We start from the raw sequence: 19,063 nt of genomic DNA on the forward strand, positions 1-19,063 counted from the left end.
TATGCAACTTGAATCTATCCAATTTAAACATATTGCTCTGTTTCATGATCTTAAAATACAGTTTCAATATGAAAAACAGCCGATTACCTTAATTTTAGGTGAACAAGCAACGGGTAAAAGTATGTTACTCAAACATACTTACCATGCTCTAACTTGGTTCCCTGCCCGTTTTAAAGATTTACGTAGTCCCGGTATTGTTATGCCTGACCAAGACATTACTCAATCGCGTTTACAGTCAAAAATCGAAGTGACCCTTCAAGTTCCACCAGAAATTGGCTCTTTACCAGAAAGTACTTCTGCACAAGAGGTAGATTCTTCGCTGTGTAGCTGGAAACTTTTTAAAACCCTAAATTCAAGTGGCATTGGAATCAGCCAAGTTGAAACTCAACAACTTGACCAGACTATGGCCCTTTATCAACAAGTCATCAAAAAAGATCCATTACAAGGATTACCCTTAATCGCTTACTACCCAGCCGAGCGATTTGTAAATGATATTAATCTGCTCAATAAAAATTTACCCGGCATAACTCAAGCCATTTCAGCCTATGATATTAGTCCGGTTCCGTTCACCACCTTCACTCGTTTTTTTGAATGGTTACGTGAAATTAGTGATATCGAAAATGCTCAAGCTGCACATTTAGTACAACGCATTAAATCTAAGCAATCAGATCCACAAGATCAGACAGAACTATTAAATGAACTTCAAAAAGAGTTATCTGGGCAGCCTAAACAGCTCACCGCACCTAACCTCTACGCTCTTAAAAATGCATTAAATATTGTTTTGCCTGAGCTCAAAGACTTATATTTACAATATCAGCCTAGGCTTCAACTTATGGCTGACTATGATGGCCAAACCCTACCTTTTCAGCAACTTTCCAACACTACAAAAACATGGATTGCTTTAGTAGGCGATATTGCCCGCAGGCTCTGTTTACTTAATCCGTTAAGCCTAAATCCTTGCCTTGAAGGTGAAGGAATTTTATTGATCGATCAAATTGACGCACAACTCGATGCACAGCATTGTTCAGAAATTTTAAACAAACTCCATCAAGCATTCCCACGCTTACAAATTATTGCAACTGGAAGTCGTGAAGAGTTACTAGAACATGCCTCGGCTTATCAATGTTTAAAATTAGAGCATGGTAAAATTAGCCATCTTGATTTAAATACCACCAAGCAACAGCTTGAACACATCTATACATTACTCCAGAGAAGCGAGTCATTAGTTCCACATATAGAAGCACAGCTTCCAAGCTTAATAGACCCTACTCCCTCTCCAGCACAGATTGATGTTTTATTTCAGCAAATTCAGGGTTTAAATGAACAACAAAAAAATGAATTGCTACGCATGATTCATTCAGGAGATACACCAGAAGAAAGCCCTTCTGTTTAAATTTTATAATCAATCGGCTCTCTTTTTATAATTAAAAAGCAGAGTCACAAAATATATGGTTAAGTCAGGTTTTTTAGCTTTAAAAATAACTAGATGTTGTTACTACATGTAATAACATCAGATTTTTACTGCTTTTTTAGTGTACAATAAATTTCATTTTGCGTTTTTATTCTTCAAGTTGCGCAATACAACTTGTTTCTCGCTTTATTTTCTAATTTGGTTGGGTTTTCAGAATAACAAAGTCTTGGAACTCTCTTTGAATTCCTATCTATTCTGAAATTAAAAATTCACCTTTAGGTTTCGGCCTAAATCACATATGGATACGAGTGTGCTACCGATAATTATCTTATTACCGTTAATATTAGGCACCACCCTTGTTTCATTGCTTCAACGGTTCTCGCGTGGAGTAACGGCTTTAGGGGCAATTGGAGTCAGTTTAACCAGTTTTGGTTTATTACTGACTCAAGCTAAAACTGTGCTTGGTGGTGCAAGCATTCAACAAAGCTGGGATTGGTTACCTCAATTAGGAATTAATCTAAGCTTTCGACTCGATGCTCTTGGTTTACTATTCTCTTTACTTATTACCGGTATCGGTACCCTCATTTATATATACGCCTATTACTATCTTGGCCCTAAAAACTCTTTAAGCAAACTCTATGCTTTACTCATGCTGTTTATGGCAGCAATGCTAGGTATTTCGCTCTCTAATAATCTTATTATTTTATTAGTCTTTTGGGAGCTCACCAGTATTTCATCTTTCTTGTTAGTGGGTTACTGGAGTCATTATGAAGCTGCTCAACGTGGCTCTCGAATGGCGCTCACCATTACAGGGATGGGCGGTTTGGCGTTATTGGGTGGATTTGTTCTATTAGGGCAAATCACAGGAACCTATGAAATTAGTGACATCATGGGGATGAAAGACGCCATTCAAGCCCATGCTCTATTTATTCCAATGCTATTGCTTATTTTGCTTGGTGCATTTACGAAGAGTGCTCAGTTTCCATTTCATTTTTGGTTACCAAACGCAATGGCTGCACCAACACCGGTGTCTGCCTACCTACACTCTGCGACCATGGTAAAAGCGGGGATTTTTCTACTTGCCCGCTTACTACCAATTTTTGTTGGCGCTGCGATCTATCACAATATCGTGACATTTATCGGCTTGTTTACACTTTGCATGGCCGCATGTTTTGCCATTTTTAAAGAAGATTTAAAAGGGCTATTAGCCTATTCAACGATTAGTCATTTAGGACTCATTGTTTGTTTACTTGGTATCGGTTCGCCTTTAGCAGTTGCTGCTGCTATTTTTCATATTATTAACCATGCAACATTTAAAGCTGCACTCTTTATGATTGCAGGCATCATTGACCATGAAACGGGTACACGTGATCTTCGAAAACTCAGTGGGATTTGGCAATTACTTCCTTTCACTGCCACATTAACCATGATTACCGCTGCCTCTATGGCAGGTGTACCGCTCACCAATGGCTTTATTTCTAAAGAGATGTTCTTTACCGAGCTATTGGCGAATCTTTCAGGTTCAGCAGTTATCTTTGCCAGCATCATTGCAACTCTTGCTGGTATTTTTGCAGTGAGTTATTCAATTCGCTTAGTACACGGCGTGTTTTTTGATGGTCCAATTGGTAAGCAAGTGCCAAATAAAGATGCACATGAACCGCCTATGGGCATGCGCGCACCAGCCCTTCTTCTTGCTGTGCTATGTATCCTAGTCGGCGTTTTACCTTCATTGTTGGTAGAACCACTGGTAAATAGCGTAACCAGAGCAAGCTTGATGCAACCAGAGTTTGCAGGAACTCATCTTGCGATTTGGCATGGATTTAATGCTCCTCTTGTGATGAGTATTATTGCTTTAGTAGGCGGCTCACTGTTCTATTTTGCTTTGGCAAAAGATGGCATGATTCGTAAAATTGACCTTGACCCACGTCTTGGTAGATTGCAAGGCCGTATTTTATTTGATTTATTTTTAAAACATCTGTTGCTCACTAGCCGAAAAATCAAACAAAAAACCGAAAATGGCTCATTGCAAAGTTACTTGTTTTTGATCATTGCTTTTAGCGTCATCATGGTCACTATGCCGCTACTTAATCAAGGGCTCACTACAGGCACACGTGAACTTACTCATGCCCCATGGATTGCCATCGTTCTCTGGCTAACCCTGTTCTCTGGTTGCTGGATGATGCTGTGGTTCCATCATGAGCGTATTAAAGCAGTCCTTATTAGTGGTGCAATTGGTCTAGTGGTAACGATGGTGTTTGTCACCATGTCAGCACCGGATTTAGCACTGACTCAAATTACCGTGGATGTTGTAACCACTGTTCTCTTATTAATGAGTTTATCTTTACTTCCACAGCTAACACCCTATGAATCTCTTCGCTCTAGACGTTTAAGAGATGCTGCTTTAGCGATTGTTGGAGGCTTAGGAATAGGCTGGATTGCATGGCTGATTTTAACCCGTGATCATAATTCGATTTCATGGTTCTTTGCGCAGCAGTCTTTACCACTTGGCGGTGGCTCAAATATTGTAAATGTCATTTTAGTTGACTTCCGTGGTTTCGATACTTTTGGTGAAATTACGGTGCTGGGCATTGCGGCTATTGGTTCACTTTGCCTCATGGATGGTATGCGTGTACATGGTACAACTATAACCCAAGGTCTCACCTATCGTTTTAATCCATCTCCACTCATGTTCCGTATTACAGCCTCTTGGGTATTGCCATTGGCGCTTGTCGTGAGTGTTTATATCTTTATGCGAGGCCATAACTATCCAGGTGGTGGCTTTATTGCAGGTCTAATCACCTCAATGGCGTTAATCATTCAGTATATTGCGCTAGGCCAAGACCAGACAGAACAATTACTTAAAGCAAAATCAGGTCGTCTTTACGAAGTGTGGATTGGTTCAGGTTTAACCATTGCTGGGCTTACTGGTGTAGCTGCATGGTTCTGGTTACGCCCCTTCCTAACTAGCGCGCACGTCTATGTTGAATTACCAATTTTAGGAAAACTACATTTGGCTTCGGCTGCGAGTTTTGACTTAGGGGTTTATATCACCGTGGTTGGTGCAACGATGTTGCTCATCTCGGTATTGGGAGACTCTCGCCACTCAAGTATGTCTGGTCCTGTAGTACCACATCGGGAGGAATCATCATGATCAGTTTAGAATTCTTATTGGCTTCTGCAATTGGTTTACTTGTTGCCACAGGTATTTATCTGATTTTACGTGCTCGTACTTTCCCTGTCGTGCTTGGATTAGCGGTAATTGGCTATGCTGTAAACCTATTTTTATTTGCGATGGGCCGATTACAAATTAGCTCACCCGCGATTTTAACCGAGACAACAAAAATAACCGATCCACTTCCTCAAGCACTGGTGTTAACAGCCATTGTGATCGGTTTTGCAACCACCGCTTTTATTGTACAACTGGCACTGCGTAGCCGTTATGAATCAGGTAGTGATCATGTTGATGCTAAAGAAGACATCTCTCCAACATACGACCCACGTGAGGATGAGCCGTAATGTTTGATTTTTTATCTTTCTGGCAAGAACATGCGCCGATTTTTAGCATTCTCATTCCGGCATTTACTGCTTTTATCTTATTACTGCTAGGCAACCCAGGTGCAGGTGCTTTAAAAGATGACTGGCGACAACCATGGCGTCGTGGCATTAGTCTTGTTTCTGCAATTGCTGGATTAGTTACCGCAATTGTATATTTAAGCTTTGCAAGCACAGGTCAAATTACTACTTACCAGTTGAGTGAATGGTCAGCACCGTTTGGTATTGTGCTCGTATTAGATCGCCTTTCGGCTTTTATGCTGGTACTGACCTATGCATTAGTCGTTCCAGTTTTATGGTATGCAAGCGACAATTGGGATACCCGTGGTCGCTATTTCCATGCCATGGTGCATTTCTTATTAATGGGTATCTGCGGAGCATTTTTAACAGGCGATTTATTTAACCTTTTCGTCTTTTTTGAAATCTTGTTGATGGCTTCATATGTTTTGCTTTTACATGGGCAAGGCAAACCACGTTTTCAACTTGGTGTTCACTATGTCATTATCAATCTTCTAGCCTCTGCCCTATTCTTAATCGGCCTTGGTATGATTTATGGCAGTGTGGGTAGCCTCAACATGGCTGATGTTTCACGCCTTATTCCGACACTTGAAGCAGATCAACACAAATTAGCCGTAGCAGGTGCCCTACTTTTATTTGTAGTGTTTGGCATTAAAGCAGCGATGCTTCCCGTAGGTTTTTGGCTACCAAAAACCTACGCTGTTGCAAGTACACCGGTGGCTGCAATATTCACCATTATGACCAAGGTCGGGATCTATTCGATTTTGCGTGTAAATGGAACAGTATTTGACGATGCGCTTAGCCAAGAAATCTTAAAAAGCTGGTTACTTCCGATTGGTTTGATTACCTCACTATACGGTGTGATTGCAGCAATTGGAGCAGATCGTTTACGTCGCTTTGTCGGCTTTATGGTACTTTCTTCAATTGGTACATTGCTCACAGCAATTGCCATGTCAAATACACAAGCATGGTCTGGTGCTTTGTATTACTTAGTGCACAGTACGCTGATTGGCGCGGCTTTTTATCTATTTTGTGGATGGATAACTTCACAACGTGGAGATTTTAAAGATCATTTAAAAGTTGCCCCAAGAATCAAACAAGAAAAAGCAGCTATGGCGACTTATTTCTTGATTGCCATGATGCTCGCGGGTTTACCACCTTTTAGTGGTTTCCTTGGAAAGGTATTTATTTTACAAGCAACAGTCGAAGCCAACTACCAAGGTTGGATCATTGGTGTTGTGCTTGTTGTGAGCCTATTAAGTATTATTGCTCTAACACGAGTTGGTTTTATCTTGTTCTGGCGAGCAACACCACCAGAGGAAGATCCAATTCATCCGGCTTATATTCTTTATCGAGCATTACCAGAACGAGCACCACCACGTAATGATCAAGTGATTTATGTGTTACTTGCCGGCTTAATCGCTTATGTCGTTTTTGCTGCACCTATTCAGCATTACACATTAAGTACTGCCCAGCAGATTCAAGACCATGCACTTTACCAACGCACTATTCTTAAAATGGATAAAAATGGTGAAACTATCAGCGTTCAACCATTTGACCCTGCTTACCTACCAGAAACTAAATATGGTGGTGAGGTTGAAGATCATAATGCTTACCTCGTTCCAGATATTATTTCGAAAGATACCTTCAATGGTGAACATATTTCGGAATATAAACTTCGACAAATTCAGCAACAGGACAAACTACAAACGCCTACCATTGTTGATGAAAGTCAATTGAAACCTATGGAGCCATAAAAATGCAGTTATCTCATTTGCTTGAACGCTGGTTTCCACATCCATTTGTTTCCGTTCTTATCATTTTATTTTGGCTGATGCTTTCACATAGTCTTGATGCTAGTGACATTCTGACGGCAGTACTGCTGGGTTTAATTATTCCTCGTTTAGTCAAACCTTTTATCACCCGTACACCGCATATTCACTGGAAACCAGCTATTAAATTATGCTTTGTAGTTCTTTGGGATATTGTCATTTCTAACTTTCGCGTGGCAAAACTCGTTTTAGGACCTACCAAAAATTTACATCCTAAATGGTATCGTGTGCCATTAGAAACGGAACATGAGCAGGTTAATACTTTACTGGCAATGATCATCACGACAACACCTGGTACGGTTTCTGCGGGTATTGATCAGGAACGTGGAGATATTCTGGTTCATGCTTTGAGCACAGATAATACCGAATCTGATATTGAAGACATCAAACAACGTTATGAAATTCCACTTATGGAAATTTTTGATGTAAAAAGCAAAACGGAGGCAAGTGCATGACCATCCTACCCTATGCTCTAGGTATTAGCTCAATTGCCATTACGATTTCTATGCTACTTTGCCTCTTCAGATTGGTCATCGGCCCATCAATTGTAGATCGGCTTTTAGCACTTGATACTCTCTTCTTAAATGCAACTTGCCTCATTGTTGTTTTAGGCATTTATTGGATGACGACCTCTTTATTTGAAGGAGCCCTCCTGGTTGCAATGCTAGGTTTCGTATCTACAGCAGCCTTAGCACGTTACTTCACAACCGGTCATGTAATCGATTAAGGAGAGATCAAAATGCAATTTACAATGGAAATTATTGTTTCGGTCTTTCTGGTTTTTGGTGCTTTCTTTATGTTAGTCGGCTCGATTGGTATGGTGCGCTTGCCTGACTTATTCATGCGCTTACATGCACCTACAAAATCAAGTACATTAGGATTAGGCAGCTTTTTGATTGCGTCTATGATCTTTTTTGCTTTTCAAGGCCGCTTTGGTTTTGCCGAGCTACTGATCACACTTTTAGCTTTTATCACCGCACCGGTTTCAGCAAATTTAATTGCTCAAGCTGCGCTACATTTACGTTTGCGCTCATTGAGTGGAGAAGTTCCTGAGTCAATTGAACGTCCCTTGCCGTGGGACCGTTATAAAATTGGACAGCGTTTCTCGCAAAATAAACCGCCTATGGACCCTCCTAAAGATTAGGAAAAAGCCCACCAATAAAAAAGCCACCCGAAGGTGGCTTTTTTATTTTTTATATTACTGTTCTTCGTCTGAATCGCGTTTCGGTAAATCATTTACCGCTTTTTCGATCAAACCAAACATATAGTTACCATAAGCATTCGTCTTGTCATAATGGAAACGCAATCTTGGCGTAATACGTGTCTTGATACGACGGCTCAATTCATGACGCAAGAAACCAGAAGCTTTATTTAATACATCTAAAGTTTCTTTATTTGCTGCTTCACTTTGCTCATCGCCAAGCTCACGTCCCATTACGGTGACATAAACTTCAGCATAACCCATGTCTGCACTGACTTTCACCGCAGAGATGGTCACTAGACCACCTAAGCGAGGATCTTTAAGCTCTTGACGAATCAGCTCAGACAACTCGCGTTGAACTGAATCCGCCATGCGCTTTAAGCGTTGGCTACCCGCCATTAAAGACTCCGTTTAATCAATTGAACATCATAGACTTCAATTTTATCTTTCACTTTGATGTCTTTATAACCTTTCACCGCAAGACCACATTCCATACCGGCACGAACTTCTTCAACCACTTCTTTATAGCGACGAAGAGATTCAAGCTCACCTTGGAACACAACCACGTCATCACGTAATACGCGAATCGGTTTATTACGATGCAATACACCTTCAAGTACCATACAGCCTGCTGCTGCGCCAAACTTACTTGAGTGGAATACTTCACGTACTTCAGCAACACCCAAGATAGTTTCACGATGTTCAGGAGCAAGTTTACCGCTCATGGCATCTTTCACATCATCAATCAATTCATAGATGATGCTGTAGTAACGAATATCGATACCGTCTTGGTCACTTCTCTGACGAGCAGTCGTATCAGCACGAACGTTAAAGCCTAACAATACAGCTTCTGAAGATTCAGCAAGAATCACATCAGACTCAGTAATCGCGCCAACACCCGAACTAATTACACGAACTTTTACTTCATCAGTAGATAATTCATGTAAAGCTGCATTCAATGCTTCTAAAGTACCACGTACGTCTGTTCTTAAAACAACGTTCACTGTAGGAACATCTTTTTTGCCCATTGACGACATGATATTTTCAAGACGCATTGCGCTTTGACGATCAATACGTTTTTGACGTTCACGGTCAGCACGAGCATCAGCAACTTCACGTGCTTTCTTCTCGTCATTTACAACAAGAACTTCATCACCTGCCATTGGAGCATCTGGAAGACCCAGAATTTCTACTGGAATAGATGGTCCTGCTGATTTAATCGGCTTACCATTTTCATCAGACATTGCACGGACACGACCATATGACGAACCTGCAAGAACAAGGTCACCAATGTTTAATGTACCGTTTTGAACAAGAATAGAAGTTACTGCACCACGGCCTTTATCAACACGCGCTTCAATAACAACACCTTGTGCAGCACCTTCAGCAGATGCTTTTAATTCCATCAATTCTGATTGAATAAGAATTAAGTCAAGGAGTTCATCAATACCTTGTCCACTGTGTGCAGAAACCTTAGCAATCGGAACATCACCACCCCATTCTTCTGGAACGATTTGTTTCGTTGTTAATTCATTTAACACACGGTCTGGATCAGCAGATTCTTTATCCATTTTGTTGATTGCAACAATAATTGGAGTTCCTGCTGCACGCGCATGGTCAATTGCTTCTGCAGTTTGTGGCATTACACCGTCATCTGCCGCAACAACCAATACAACGATATCCGTTGCTTTAGCACCACGTGCACGCATTGAAGTAAATGCAGCATGTCCCGGTGTATCAAGGAATGTAATGATTCCTTTGTCTGTTTCAACGTGATATGCACCAATATGCTGGGTAATACCACCTGCTTCACCTGCCGCCACTTTCGAACGACGAATACGGTCAAGCAATGATGTTTTACCATGGTCAACGTGACCCATAATGGTAACAACTGGCGGACGAGTTGTTTGCTCACCACGAGCTTCTTCAGCCGCTTCAAGCAAGTTATCTTCCGCTTGAGTATCAGAAACTAAAACAGGGTTATGGCCCATTTCTTCAACAACAAGTGCTGCTGTATCTTGGTCAATAGCTTGTTCCTGATTAACCAACTCACCCATTTTCATAAGTGTTTTGATAACTTCACGTACTTTAATCGCCATTTTTTGAGCAAGATCGGCAACAACAATGCTTGAGCCAATTTCTACATCATAAACTTGCTTTTTAACTGGTTTTTCAAATCCGTGCTTATTAGCTTGGCTTGATTTTAAACCACGTTTGTTATGGTTAACAAAGCTTTGCTCTTCTTGACCACGACGACCACCTTTTTTACCCGCACGAGGGTTAGTGGTTGCGCCACCGCGTTTAATTTCACGGTCTTCTTGCTTAAATGAATCCTCATAAGCTTGGCCTACTAGACCTGAAGCAAGTGGAGAATCATCAATCACACGAATTGTGGTAGTAGCTTCGTCACTTGAATACTTAGACGCCATTTTGCGCATTTGTTCAAGTGTACGTTGCTGAGCTTCTTCAGCCGCTTTACGACGCGCAGCCTCTTCAGTTGCTTTCAACTGAGCTGTTTGTGCTTCACGTGCTTTCTTTTGCTCTAATGTTTCTGCTGGTTTTGGTGCAGGTTTTACTGTACCACCACCACGTTTTTTCACTACTACAGCAGCTTTAGGAGCTGTCTGAGCAGCGCTATCTTGTTGATGAGCAGCACGCATTGCATCTAAAGTTGCTTTTGCTTTTTGCTCTGTTTGAAGACGCGCGTTTTGCTGTGCAGTGTCACGCGTTTGCTGTTCTACACGTGCTTTAGCTTCAGCTTCTGCACGTGCTTTAGCTTCAGCTGCAATTTGTTCAGGGTTTGGTTTAGCAAAAACCTGTTTTTTACGTACTTCTACGTTAATTGTTTTTGCTTTACCTGAAGTACTTGCAACTTTAGCGGTACTGGTTGTTTTACGTTTCAACGCAATTTTTCCTGTGTTACCACTTTCCTGACCATGCACTTTTTTCAAATGATTGACTAAAGTATCCTGTTGTTCAGTGGTAATAATGTCGTCTGCTGTACGTTGAGGCAAACCTGCTTCACGAGCCTGTTCTAGGAGCTTCTCAACAGGACGTTCTACACTGAGAGCTAACTCTTTAATCGACTTGTCCGTCATATTTCATCTCCTAGTTAAACCATGATTCGCGAGCTTTCATGATCAATTGACCTGCTTTTTCATGATCAAGTCCTTCAATATCAGAGATATCGTCAGTAGCTTGATCTGCCAAATCATCGACAGTAATAATACCGCGAGCGGCAAGCGAGTAAGCGATCTCAGAAGTCATGCCTTCCATAGTGAGAAGGTCTGCGCTCGGTTCTTGAATATTTTCTTGCTGTTTCAAAGCATCAGTAAGTGCTGCTTCTTTTGCACGACTTTGCAATAACTCAACCAATTCAGCATCAAGCTCAATTTCGTCAAAAGTTTCAGCTGGAACATAAGCAATCTCTTCTAAAGAGGTAAAGCCCATTTCCACCAATGCCATTGCTAAATCTTCTTCAATATCGAGACGTGATACAAACATATCAAGATATTGCTGAGCTTCATTTTGCTGACGAGCACGATACTCTTCTTCAAGCATCATGTCGAGTTTGTAGCCAGTTAAATCAGAAGCCAAGCGAACATTTTGGCCTTGTGAGCCAATCGCGCGAGCCAATTGATCGCTGGTTGCAAAAATAATATCGGCACTTCTTGCATCTTCATCAAGCACGATGCCTGAAACATCAGCTGGTTCTAATGCACTTGCAATGTACTGAGCTGGATCATCAGACCAGACCACTACATCAATACGTTCACCGTTTAACTCTTGTTGTACTGCTTGAATACGCGTACCACGCATACCAATACAAGCACCTACAGGGTCAATACGATGGTCATTTGTTTTCACTGCGATTTTAGCACGAACGCCTGGTTGACGTGCCGCTGCTTTAATTTCAATAATTTCTTCAGAAATCTCAGGAATTTCTTTTTTCATTAAAGCAATTAACATTTCAGGCTTAGCGCGTGATAACAATAACTGAGCGCCACGACCTTCACGGTTCACATTGTATAAAATAGCGTTCATACGTTGTTTCGGACGAAGAATTTCTTTAGGAATCATTTCTTCGCGCGCAAGATAAGCTTCAGCATTGTCGCCTAAATCGATAATAAAGCCGTCTTTGGTTTGTTTTTTCACTTCACCGTAAATTAACTCACCAACTTTAGACTCGTATGCATCAGCAACTAAAGCACGCTCAGCTTCACGAATTTTTTGTACGATAACTTGTTTTGCAATTTGTGCAGCGATACGACCAAACTCAATAGATTCTACTTCGAGTTCACGAACATCACCAATTGACCATTTAGATGGGTCAAGGTCAGAAATCGCATCTTGGCAAGCTGGCATTTCATGATCTTCATCTGCCACAACAGTCCATTGACGGAATGTGCTGTAATCACCAGTTTTACGATCAATTTCTACACGAAGCTGAGCTTCTTCAGCATGCGTACCTTCGTAAAATCTTTTCTTCGTTGCAGCAACTAGAGCTTGTTCTAAAGCCTCGAAGATCGCTTCACGACTAACACCTTTTTCATTACTAACCGTTTCAACAACGGTAAGAATTTCGCGGCCCATAAGTCACCTACCGATTTCTTATAAAATTTAATAAATTTAATCTTGATAGATCAAGTTTGCTTTATCGATATTGTTGCTGTCGATCTCAAGCACGTGCTTCCCATCAACTTCAACCTGAATTTCTTCATTTTCAAGGTCTACTGCAATAAGCTTTGCTTGAAATTTACGACGGTTTTCTACTGCTGCAATCAAACGCAAAGCAATTTGTTGTCCGATGTAACCTTGTAACTGTTCTAGTTGAAAAAATGGACGATCCCAACCTGGTGAAGAAACTTCTAATGAATACTCACCTGAAATTGGATCATGAACATCCAGCATTGCGCCAACTTGTTGTGTTACACGCACACAATCTTGTACACCAATACCACGGCCTAGTTCTACTTCACCATCTTCATTAAGTACTGGCTCAGCATCTTCTTCACTTACCGCTTTGTCGATATAAATACGCAATAATGAACGTTTACCTTGTGGGAGAAACTCGATTCCCCAAAGGTCGACACCACATGCTTGTACTGCAGGAACAATTAAGTCATGCAATGCTTGGGATTTATTTGATAATTTCATTTACTCTCGTCATTCTCGTGCGATTCAATCGGTTGTTTTAACCGACACAGACCTACTATAGTGAAGCATGACTATTTGACCAATTGATGTCGAAACTACACGATAGCGATACGATAACCAATAAAAAAGGGCGTTAATCGCCCCTATGTAGCACAGAAAACAATAGTCCACTGTGCAAAAAGGCCCACTTGTCTGTGAGCCTCTTTTAAGAAACTTGGTAGCGGGAGCTGGATTTGAACCAACGACCTTCGGGTTATGAGCCCGACGAGCTACCAGACTGCTCCATCCCGCATCAACGTGCAAAAATTATATACAAATATCAAATAAAGTCAATGTAAACTTTCTAGATACTGTCTGATTAAGTTGCACCTTAATCAATTTGGTAGCGGGAGCTGGATTTGAACCAACGACCTTCGGGTTATGAGCCCGACGAGCTACCAGACTGCTCCATCCCGCATCAAAAAACTGCTTGCACTCAACTTTCTGGTTCAAAGTTGGTGCGGAAGGGGGGACTTGAACCCCCACGCCCGAAGGCACTACCACCTCAAGGTAGCGTGTCTACCAATTCCACCACCACCGCAGCTTGTGGGACGCATTCTAGTCCTTCCAATTATAAAAGGAAAGCCCTATTTCGAATTATTGACCCGTTTTTGGTGCATTTGGTGAAGTTTCAGGCGATGTTGTTTGAATTGGTGCTGTTGTTTGTACAGATTTCAAACTATATGCCTCAGTCGTCTGTTTTTTTGCAAAAACAGCCAAGGTTAAACTCGTCACAAAAAACAGTGCCGTTAAAATAGCAGTAAGGCGAGTAAGGAAATTAGCTGAACCCGATGCGCCAAATACGGTTGCTGCTCCACCACCACCGAAAGAAGCACCAGCATCCGCACCTTTACCGTGTTGGACTAGAATCAAGCCAATCATCAGTACCGCTAAAATAATATGTACGATCAGTACAAAAGAGTGCATACCCTATCCTCGTTATTTACTTTGTGCAAAGGCATGTACGATTTGATAAAAAGATGCTGCATTTAACGAAGCACCTCCAACCAACGCGCCATTAATATCTGGACATGCTGCCAACTCGACTGCATTCTCAGCTTTTACACTACCGCCATATAAAATCGCAATGTCTGAACCCGCAGAAGTAATCTGACTTAAACCTTCACGGATTTTAGCATGCATTGCCTGTGCATCTTGTGGTGAAGCAGTTTTACCTGTACCAATTGCCCAGATTGGCTCATAAGCAATTACAATTTGCTTTTGCCATTGCTCTGCAGTCACTACAGGAGCTATATCACAAATTTGTTGCAATACAACCTGCTCTGCCAAATCTTGTTCACGTTGTTCGAGACTTTCACCCACACAATAAATGACAGTTAAGCCTGCATTTAAAGAATTTTGGAGTTTTGCCTTCAAAATTTCAACGTTATCACCTAACAAATCACGGCGTTCAGAGTGACCCACCAATACAAAATTAATTTGGCTATCTTTTAATAATTCTGCACTGACTTCACCAGTATAGGCGCCTGTACCTGCTACACGCGATACATCTTGTGCAACTGTATATACTGTTTTTGCAGCATCTTGCAATTGTGTTTGTACCATTGCAAGTGCAATAGAAACCGGAGCAACTCCGACATGGCAGCTTTCATCTGCAATTTCGTTTTGTTGCAATAGTTGTTTAAATTCTTCTATAAGTTGTTTGGCATTGGCACGCATTGGGTTCATTTTCCAGTTGCCAACTACCCAAGGCGTAATCGTCGAACCCGACATACGGCTCACCTTTCATCAAAAATGCAGCACATTCTACACGCATTTCTACAAATTTCAGATACTTTTCTTTAACGGCTTTGCTCATATCTTTTCTACTATTTGAAAACAGTAATAAAACTTTATTAAGACTAAAGCTCCGCATTTTAAAAATTAATGAATAAAAACTTCGACTGGTTCAAGCTTTAATATACGGATCAAGACGAGAGCATCATTTTCTCAGGTAGTAATTTTAGATAACAAAAGTATAATTTTTTATATACCAATTATAAACATATGAGCACAGGTAGGCAGATGTCAGTCATACATACATCTCCAAAATTTTCGGGGTTTTTTCGACGATTAGTCGAAGAAAAACATGTGTCGGCAGCGACCATGCAAGCAGCATTAGATGCAGCAAAAAGAGCTAAACAGGATACTGTTGCGTACCTGATTGAAGAGGTTAATCTCTCCCCTTCTTTATTAGCTGAGACAATTTCTATTGAATTTGCTGAACCATATTTTGATCTGGACGTTTACGATACCAGCCAGATTCCTAAAGATTTGGTCGATCAGAAACTGATTTTAAAACATCGGATCTTGCCTCTCGTACAAAGAGGACAGATTTTATATGTTGCAACCAGTAATCCCAGCAATATTGATGCTATTGATGCTATTCGCTTTAACAGCAAGCTTATGGTTGAGCCTGTTATTGTCGAGCACCATAAACTCGAAAAAATTCTGGTACAGCAATTTACTGAAGAAAGTAACTTCGAGTTTAGTGATGAAGAATTTGATCTAGATGTAGATCTTGATACCTCAGCTGCTCCAGAAGAGGATGAGGATACTCCACAAGGCGATGAAGCACCTATTGTTAAATATATTAACAAGTTATTAATTGATGCGATTCGTATGGGGGCTTCTGATTTACATTTCGAACCTTATGAAAAATCGTATCGGGTCCGTTATCGGGTCGATGGCGTTTTGCGTCAAATTGCAAATCCGCCTTTGCAACTTGCTAATCGTTTAGCTTCACGCTTAAAAGTGATGTCTCAAATGGACATTTCTGAAAAGCGTGTCCCTCAAGATGGTCGTATCAAGCTCAAGCTATCAAAATCTAAAGCAATTGATTTTCGTGTGAACTCTCTTCCGACCTTATTTGGTGAAAAGCTAGTTCTGCGTATTCTCGATCCATCGAGTGCTATGCTGGGAATTGATGCTCTAGGATATGAAGAAGAGCAAAAAGCGCTCTTTATGGAAGCATTAGATAAGCCACAAGGTATGCTTTTAATCACAGGTCCGACAGGTTCTGGTAAGACTGTATCTTTATATACAGGCCTCAATATATTAAATACTGAAAGTTCTAATATTTCTACTGCCGAAGATCCAGTCGAAATTAACCTTGAAGGCATTAATCAGGTTAACGTGAACCCTAAGGTAGGTCTGACTTTTTCAGCTGCACTTAAGTCATTTTTACGTCAGGACCCTGACATTATTATGGTCGGTGAGATTCGTGATTTAGAAACAGCTGAAATCGCGATTAAAGCGGCTCAGACAGGTCATATGGTGATGTCCACGCTACATACCAACAGTGCTCCTGAAACACTGACTCGTCTACGCAATATGGGAGTTCCATCTTTCAATATTGCGACATCGGTCAATCTGGTCATTGCTCAGCGTTTGGCACGTCGACTATGTTCTCAATGTAAAGTACCTACTGACATTCCTAAACAAAGTCTATTAGAAATGGGTTTTACCGAACAAGATCTGACACATCCCGATTTTCAAGTTTTTCAACCAGTCGGTTGTCCAGAATGTCGTGAGGGTTACAAAGGTCGAGTTGGTATTTATGAGGTAATGAAAGTCACACCTGAGATTTCCAAGATTATTATGGAAGATGGCAATGCTTTAGAAATCGCTGCCGCTTCTGAAAAACTGGGGTTTAATAATCTACGTCGCTCAGGTTTAAAGAAAGTTATGCAAGGTGTTACTTCTTTACAAGAAGTCAATCGCGTAACCAGTGAATAAAAGACAATTTAAAATAAGGATAATGTCATGACTGTCAAAAAGGCACAATTGATGCCGACTTTTGCTTATGATGGGGTTGACCGTAAAGGCGTAAAAATTAAGGGGGAACTTCCGGCTAAAAATATGGCTTTAGCTAAAGTCACCCTACGCAAACAAGGTGTAACTGTTCGTAATATTCGAGAAAAGCGTAAAAATATTCTTGAAGGTTTATTTAAGAAAAAAGTATCAACGCTCGATATCACGATTTTCACGCGACAACTTGCCACCATGATGAAAGCTGGTGTCCCACTGGTACAAGGCTTTGAAATTGTAGCAGAAGGTCTAGAAAACCCAGCTATGCGTGAGGTGGTACTCGGTATTAAAGGTGAAGTTGAAGGTGGTAGTACTTTTGCCTCAGCTTTAAGAAAGTATCCTCAGCACTTCGATAAACTGTTTTGCTCTCTTGTAGAGTCTGGTGAACAGTCTGGTGCGCTTGAAACCATGCTGGACCGCGTAGCAATTTACAAAGAAAAGAGTGAATTGCTTAAGCAGAAAATTAAGAAAGCTATGAAATATCCAGCAACGGTTATTGTGGTTGCGGTGGTTGTTACCATTATTTTGATGGTTAAAGTAGTTCCCGTCTTCCAAGATCTGTTTTCTTCCTTTGGCGCAGATCTACCTGCTTTTACACAAATGGTCGTAAATATGTCGAAATGGATGCAGGAATACTGGTTCATTCTGATTATTGTGATCGGTGCAATCATTGCCGCATTTCTGGAAGCTAAAAAGCGCAGTAAAAAATTCCGTGATGGTTTAGACAAACTTGCCCTGAAACTACCTATCTTTGGTGATCTGGTTTATAAGGCGATTATTGCCCGTTACAGCCGTACTTTAGCAACAACTTTTGCAGCTGGTGTTCCTCTCATCGATGCGCTTGAATCAACGGCTGGTGCAACTAACAATGTCCTTTACGAACAAGCCGTCATGAAAATTCGTGAAGATGTTGCAACAGGACAACAACTCCAATTTGCGATGCGCGTTTCAAATCGTTTTCCATCTATGGCTATACAAATGGTCGCAATTGGTGAAGAATCTGGTGCACTAGACAGTATGCTCGATAAAGTTGCAACGTACTATGAAAATGAAGTTGATAATGCCGTTGATGGCTTAACTTCAATGATGGAACCTTTAATTATGGCAATTTTAGGGGTACTCGTAGGCGGTCTGGTGATTGCTATGTATCTTCCAATTTTCCAAATGGGCTCAGTTGTATAATGCAAGAAATTATTGCTTATTTTATTCAAAACTTAACTGCACTTTATATTGCAGTTGCATTATTGAGCCTATGTATTGGTAGCTTTCTGAATGTGGTGATTTATCGCACCCCAAAAATGATGGAACAAGATTGGCAGCAAGAATGTCAAATGCTACTCAATCCTGAACAACCAATCATTGATCATGAAAAACTGACATTAAGCAAGCCTGCTTCATCATGTCCAGAGTGCCATCAACCCATCCGTTGGTATCAAAATATCCCAGTCATCAGTTGGTTAGTTTTAAAAGGTAAATGTGGTTATTGCCAGCATCCTATTAGCATTCGCTACCCAGCCATCGAACTACTTACCATGCTATGTTCATTGGTGGTGGTTATGGTGTTTGGTCCAACCATACAAATGCTTTTTGGACTCGTCCTCACATGGGTATTGATAGCACTTACCTTTATTGATTTCGATACACAATTATTGCCTGATCGCTTTACCCTACCTTTAGCTGCGCTTGGTTTAGGCATTAATACCTTTAATATTTACACCTCACCTAACTCAGCCATTTGGGGTTACCTGATTGGTTTTTTATGTCTTTGGATTGTGTATTACTTATTTAAAGTCATTACAGGCAAAGAAGGCATGGGCTACGGTGACTTTAAGTTGCTTGCCGCATTAGGCGCGTGGATGGGACCATTGATGCTGCCATTAATTGTGCTATTGTCATCTTTACTAGGTGCAATTATTGGCATCATTTTATTAAAATTACGCAATGACAATCAGCCCTTTGCATTTGGGCCCTACATTGCCATTGCAGGTTGGGTTGCCTTTCTATGGGGTGACCAGATTATGAAAATCTATTTGGGAGGTTAAG

The 19,063-nt window shown here is 40.9% G+C and carries 16 protein-coding genes and 3 tRNA genes; 10 read left to right on the top strand and 9 right to left on the bottom strand.

Annotated elements, in window-relative coordinates:
* Nucleotide 1 precedes the first annotated feature (1 nt).
* The 7 genes from I7H67_RS12575 (at nucleotide 2) to I7H67_RS12605 (ending at nucleotide 7,957) form a co-directional block, all read left to right on the top strand.
* Nucleotides 2-1,393: an AAA family ATPase gene (locus I7H67_RS12575; protein ID WP_198307997.1), complete on the top strand. Its 1,392-nt coding sequence runs from the start codon at nucleotides 2-4 to the stop codon at nucleotides 1,391-1,393.
* Between the two features lie 316 nt (nucleotides 1,394-1,709).
* Nucleotides 1,710-4,562, top strand: coding sequence for a monovalent cation/H+ antiporter subunit A (locus I7H67_RS12580; RefSeq protein WP_192455191.1), 2,853 nt, complete (start codon nucleotides 1,710-1,712; stop codon nucleotides 4,560-4,562).
* A complete protein-coding gene (locus I7H67_RS12585) occupies nucleotides 4,559-4,927 on the top strand; it encodes a Na+/H+ antiporter subunit C (protein WP_003654595.1) in 369 nt (122 codons plus the stop codon). Before I7H67_RS12580 ends, I7H67_RS12585 begins: the two co-directional genes overlap by 4 nt.
* Nucleotides 4,927-6,738, top strand: a complete 1,812-nt coding sequence (locus I7H67_RS12590) for a monovalent cation/H+ antiporter subunit D (RefSeq protein WP_198307998.1) — start codon at nucleotides 4,927-4,929, stop codon at nucleotides 6,736-6,738. Before I7H67_RS12585 ends, I7H67_RS12590 begins: the two co-directional genes overlap by 1 nt.
* Nucleotides 6,739-6,740: 2 nt before the next feature.
* The gene (locus I7H67_RS12595) at nucleotides 6,741-7,268 is read left to right on the top strand and encodes a Na+/H+ antiporter subunit E (protein WP_005301847.1); all 528 of its coding nucleotides are present in this window, start codon (nucleotides 6,741-6,743) and stop codon (nucleotides 7,266-7,268) included.
* Nucleotides 7,265-7,540, top strand: a complete 276-nt coding sequence (locus I7H67_RS12600; RefSeq protein ID WP_004795001.1) for a monovalent cation/H+ antiporter subunit F — start codon at nucleotides 7,265-7,267, stop codon at nucleotides 7,538-7,540. The genes I7H67_RS12595 and I7H67_RS12600 overlap by 4 nt, the downstream gene beginning before the upstream one ends.
* A gap of 12 nt (nucleotides 7,541-7,552) precedes the next feature.
* On the top strand, nucleotides 7,553-7,957 hold the full coding sequence (locus I7H67_RS12605) for a Na+/H+ antiporter subunit G (RefSeq protein WP_013199076.1): 405 nt from the start codon (nucleotides 7,553-7,555) through the stop codon (nucleotides 7,955-7,957).
* Nucleotides 7,958-8,011: 54 nt separating this feature from the next.
* On the opposite strand, the gene I7H67_RS12610 is transcribed toward I7H67_RS12605, so the two are convergent.
* From I7H67_RS12610 to tpiA, 9 genes are all read right to left on the bottom strand, one after another.
* Complete coding sequence (locus tag I7H67_RS12610) at nucleotides 8,012-8,413, bottom strand: ribosome-binding factor A (protein ID WP_005301838.1); 402 nt, start codon at nucleotides 8,411-8,413, stop codon at nucleotides 8,012-8,014.
* The gene (infB, locus tag I7H67_RS12615; protein ID WP_005301836.1) at nucleotides 8,413-11,112 is read right to left on the bottom strand and encodes a translation initiation factor IF-2; all 2,700 of its coding nucleotides are present in this window, start codon (nucleotides 11,110-11,112) and stop codon (nucleotides 8,413-8,415) included. The genes I7H67_RS12610 and infB overlap by 1 nt, the downstream gene beginning before the upstream one ends.
* A 10-nt stretch (nucleotides 11,113-11,122) precedes the next feature.
* Nucleotides 11,123-12,607 (bottom strand): transcription termination factor NusA, encoded by a 1,485-nt coding sequence (gene nusA, locus I7H67_RS12620; protein ID WP_003654584.1) that lies wholly within the window; start codon nucleotides 12,605-12,607, stop codon nucleotides 11,123-11,125.
* A gap of 36 nt (nucleotides 12,608-12,643) precedes the next feature.
* Nucleotides 12,644-13,171, bottom strand: coding sequence for a ribosome maturation factor RimP (gene rimP / locus I7H67_RS12625; protein ID WP_004795010.1), 528 nt, complete (start codon nucleotides 13,169-13,171; stop codon nucleotides 12,644-12,646).
* A 215-nt stretch (nucleotides 13,172-13,386) separates the two neighbouring features.
* Nucleotides 13,387-13,463, bottom strand: a tRNA-Met gene (locus tag I7H67_RS12630).
* Between the two features lie 88 nt (nucleotides 13,464-13,551).
* Nucleotides 13,552-13,628: transfer RNA gene (locus I7H67_RS12635), tRNA-Met, on the bottom strand.
* Nucleotides 13,629-13,666: 38 nt separating this feature from the next.
* Nucleotides 13,667-13,751, bottom strand: a tRNA-Leu gene (locus I7H67_RS12640).
* Between the two features lie 56 nt (nucleotides 13,752-13,807).
* On the bottom strand, nucleotides 13,808-14,137 hold the full coding sequence (gene secG / locus I7H67_RS12645; RefSeq protein WP_004795012.1) for a preprotein translocase subunit SecG: 330 nt from the start codon (nucleotides 14,135-14,137) through the stop codon (nucleotides 13,808-13,810).
* Between the two features lie 12 nt (nucleotides 14,138-14,149).
* The gene (tpiA, locus tag I7H67_RS12650) at nucleotides 14,150-14,944 is read right to left on the bottom strand and encodes a triose-phosphate isomerase (RefSeq protein ID WP_198307999.1); all 795 of its coding nucleotides are present in this window, start codon (nucleotides 14,942-14,944) and stop codon (nucleotides 14,150-14,152) included.
* A 291-nt stretch (nucleotides 14,945-15,235) separates the two neighbouring features.
* On the opposite strand from tpiA, the gene pilB reads away from it, so the two are divergent.
* The 3 genes from pilB to I7H67_RS19775 are packed head-to-tail and all read left to right on the top strand — an operon-like array spanning nucleotide 15,236 to nucleotide 19,062.
* A complete protein-coding gene (gene pilB / locus I7H67_RS12655; RefSeq protein WP_151766787.1) occupies nucleotides 15,236-16,948 on the top strand; it encodes a type IV-A pilus assembly ATPase PilB in 1,713 nt (570 codons plus the stop codon).
* A 27-nt stretch (nucleotides 16,949-16,975) separates the two neighbouring features.
* Complete coding sequence (locus tag I7H67_RS12660) at nucleotides 16,976-18,202, top strand: type II secretion system F family protein (protein ID WP_198308000.1); 1,227 nt, start codon at nucleotides 16,976-16,978, stop codon at nucleotides 18,200-18,202.
* Nucleotides 18,202-19,062, top strand: coding sequence for a prepilin peptidase (locus tag I7H67_RS19775; protein ID WP_198308001.1), 861 nt, complete (start codon nucleotides 18,202-18,204; stop codon nucleotides 19,060-19,062). Before I7H67_RS12660 ends, I7H67_RS19775 begins: the two co-directional genes overlap by 1 nt.
* The last annotated feature ends 1 nt before the right edge of the window (nucleotide 19,063 follow it).

The organism is Acinetobacter sp. ACIN00229, assembly GCF_016106645.1.
Taxonomy (GTDB): Bacteria; Pseudomonadota; Gammaproteobacteria; order Pseudomonadales; family Moraxellaceae; genus Acinetobacter; species Acinetobacter oleivorans.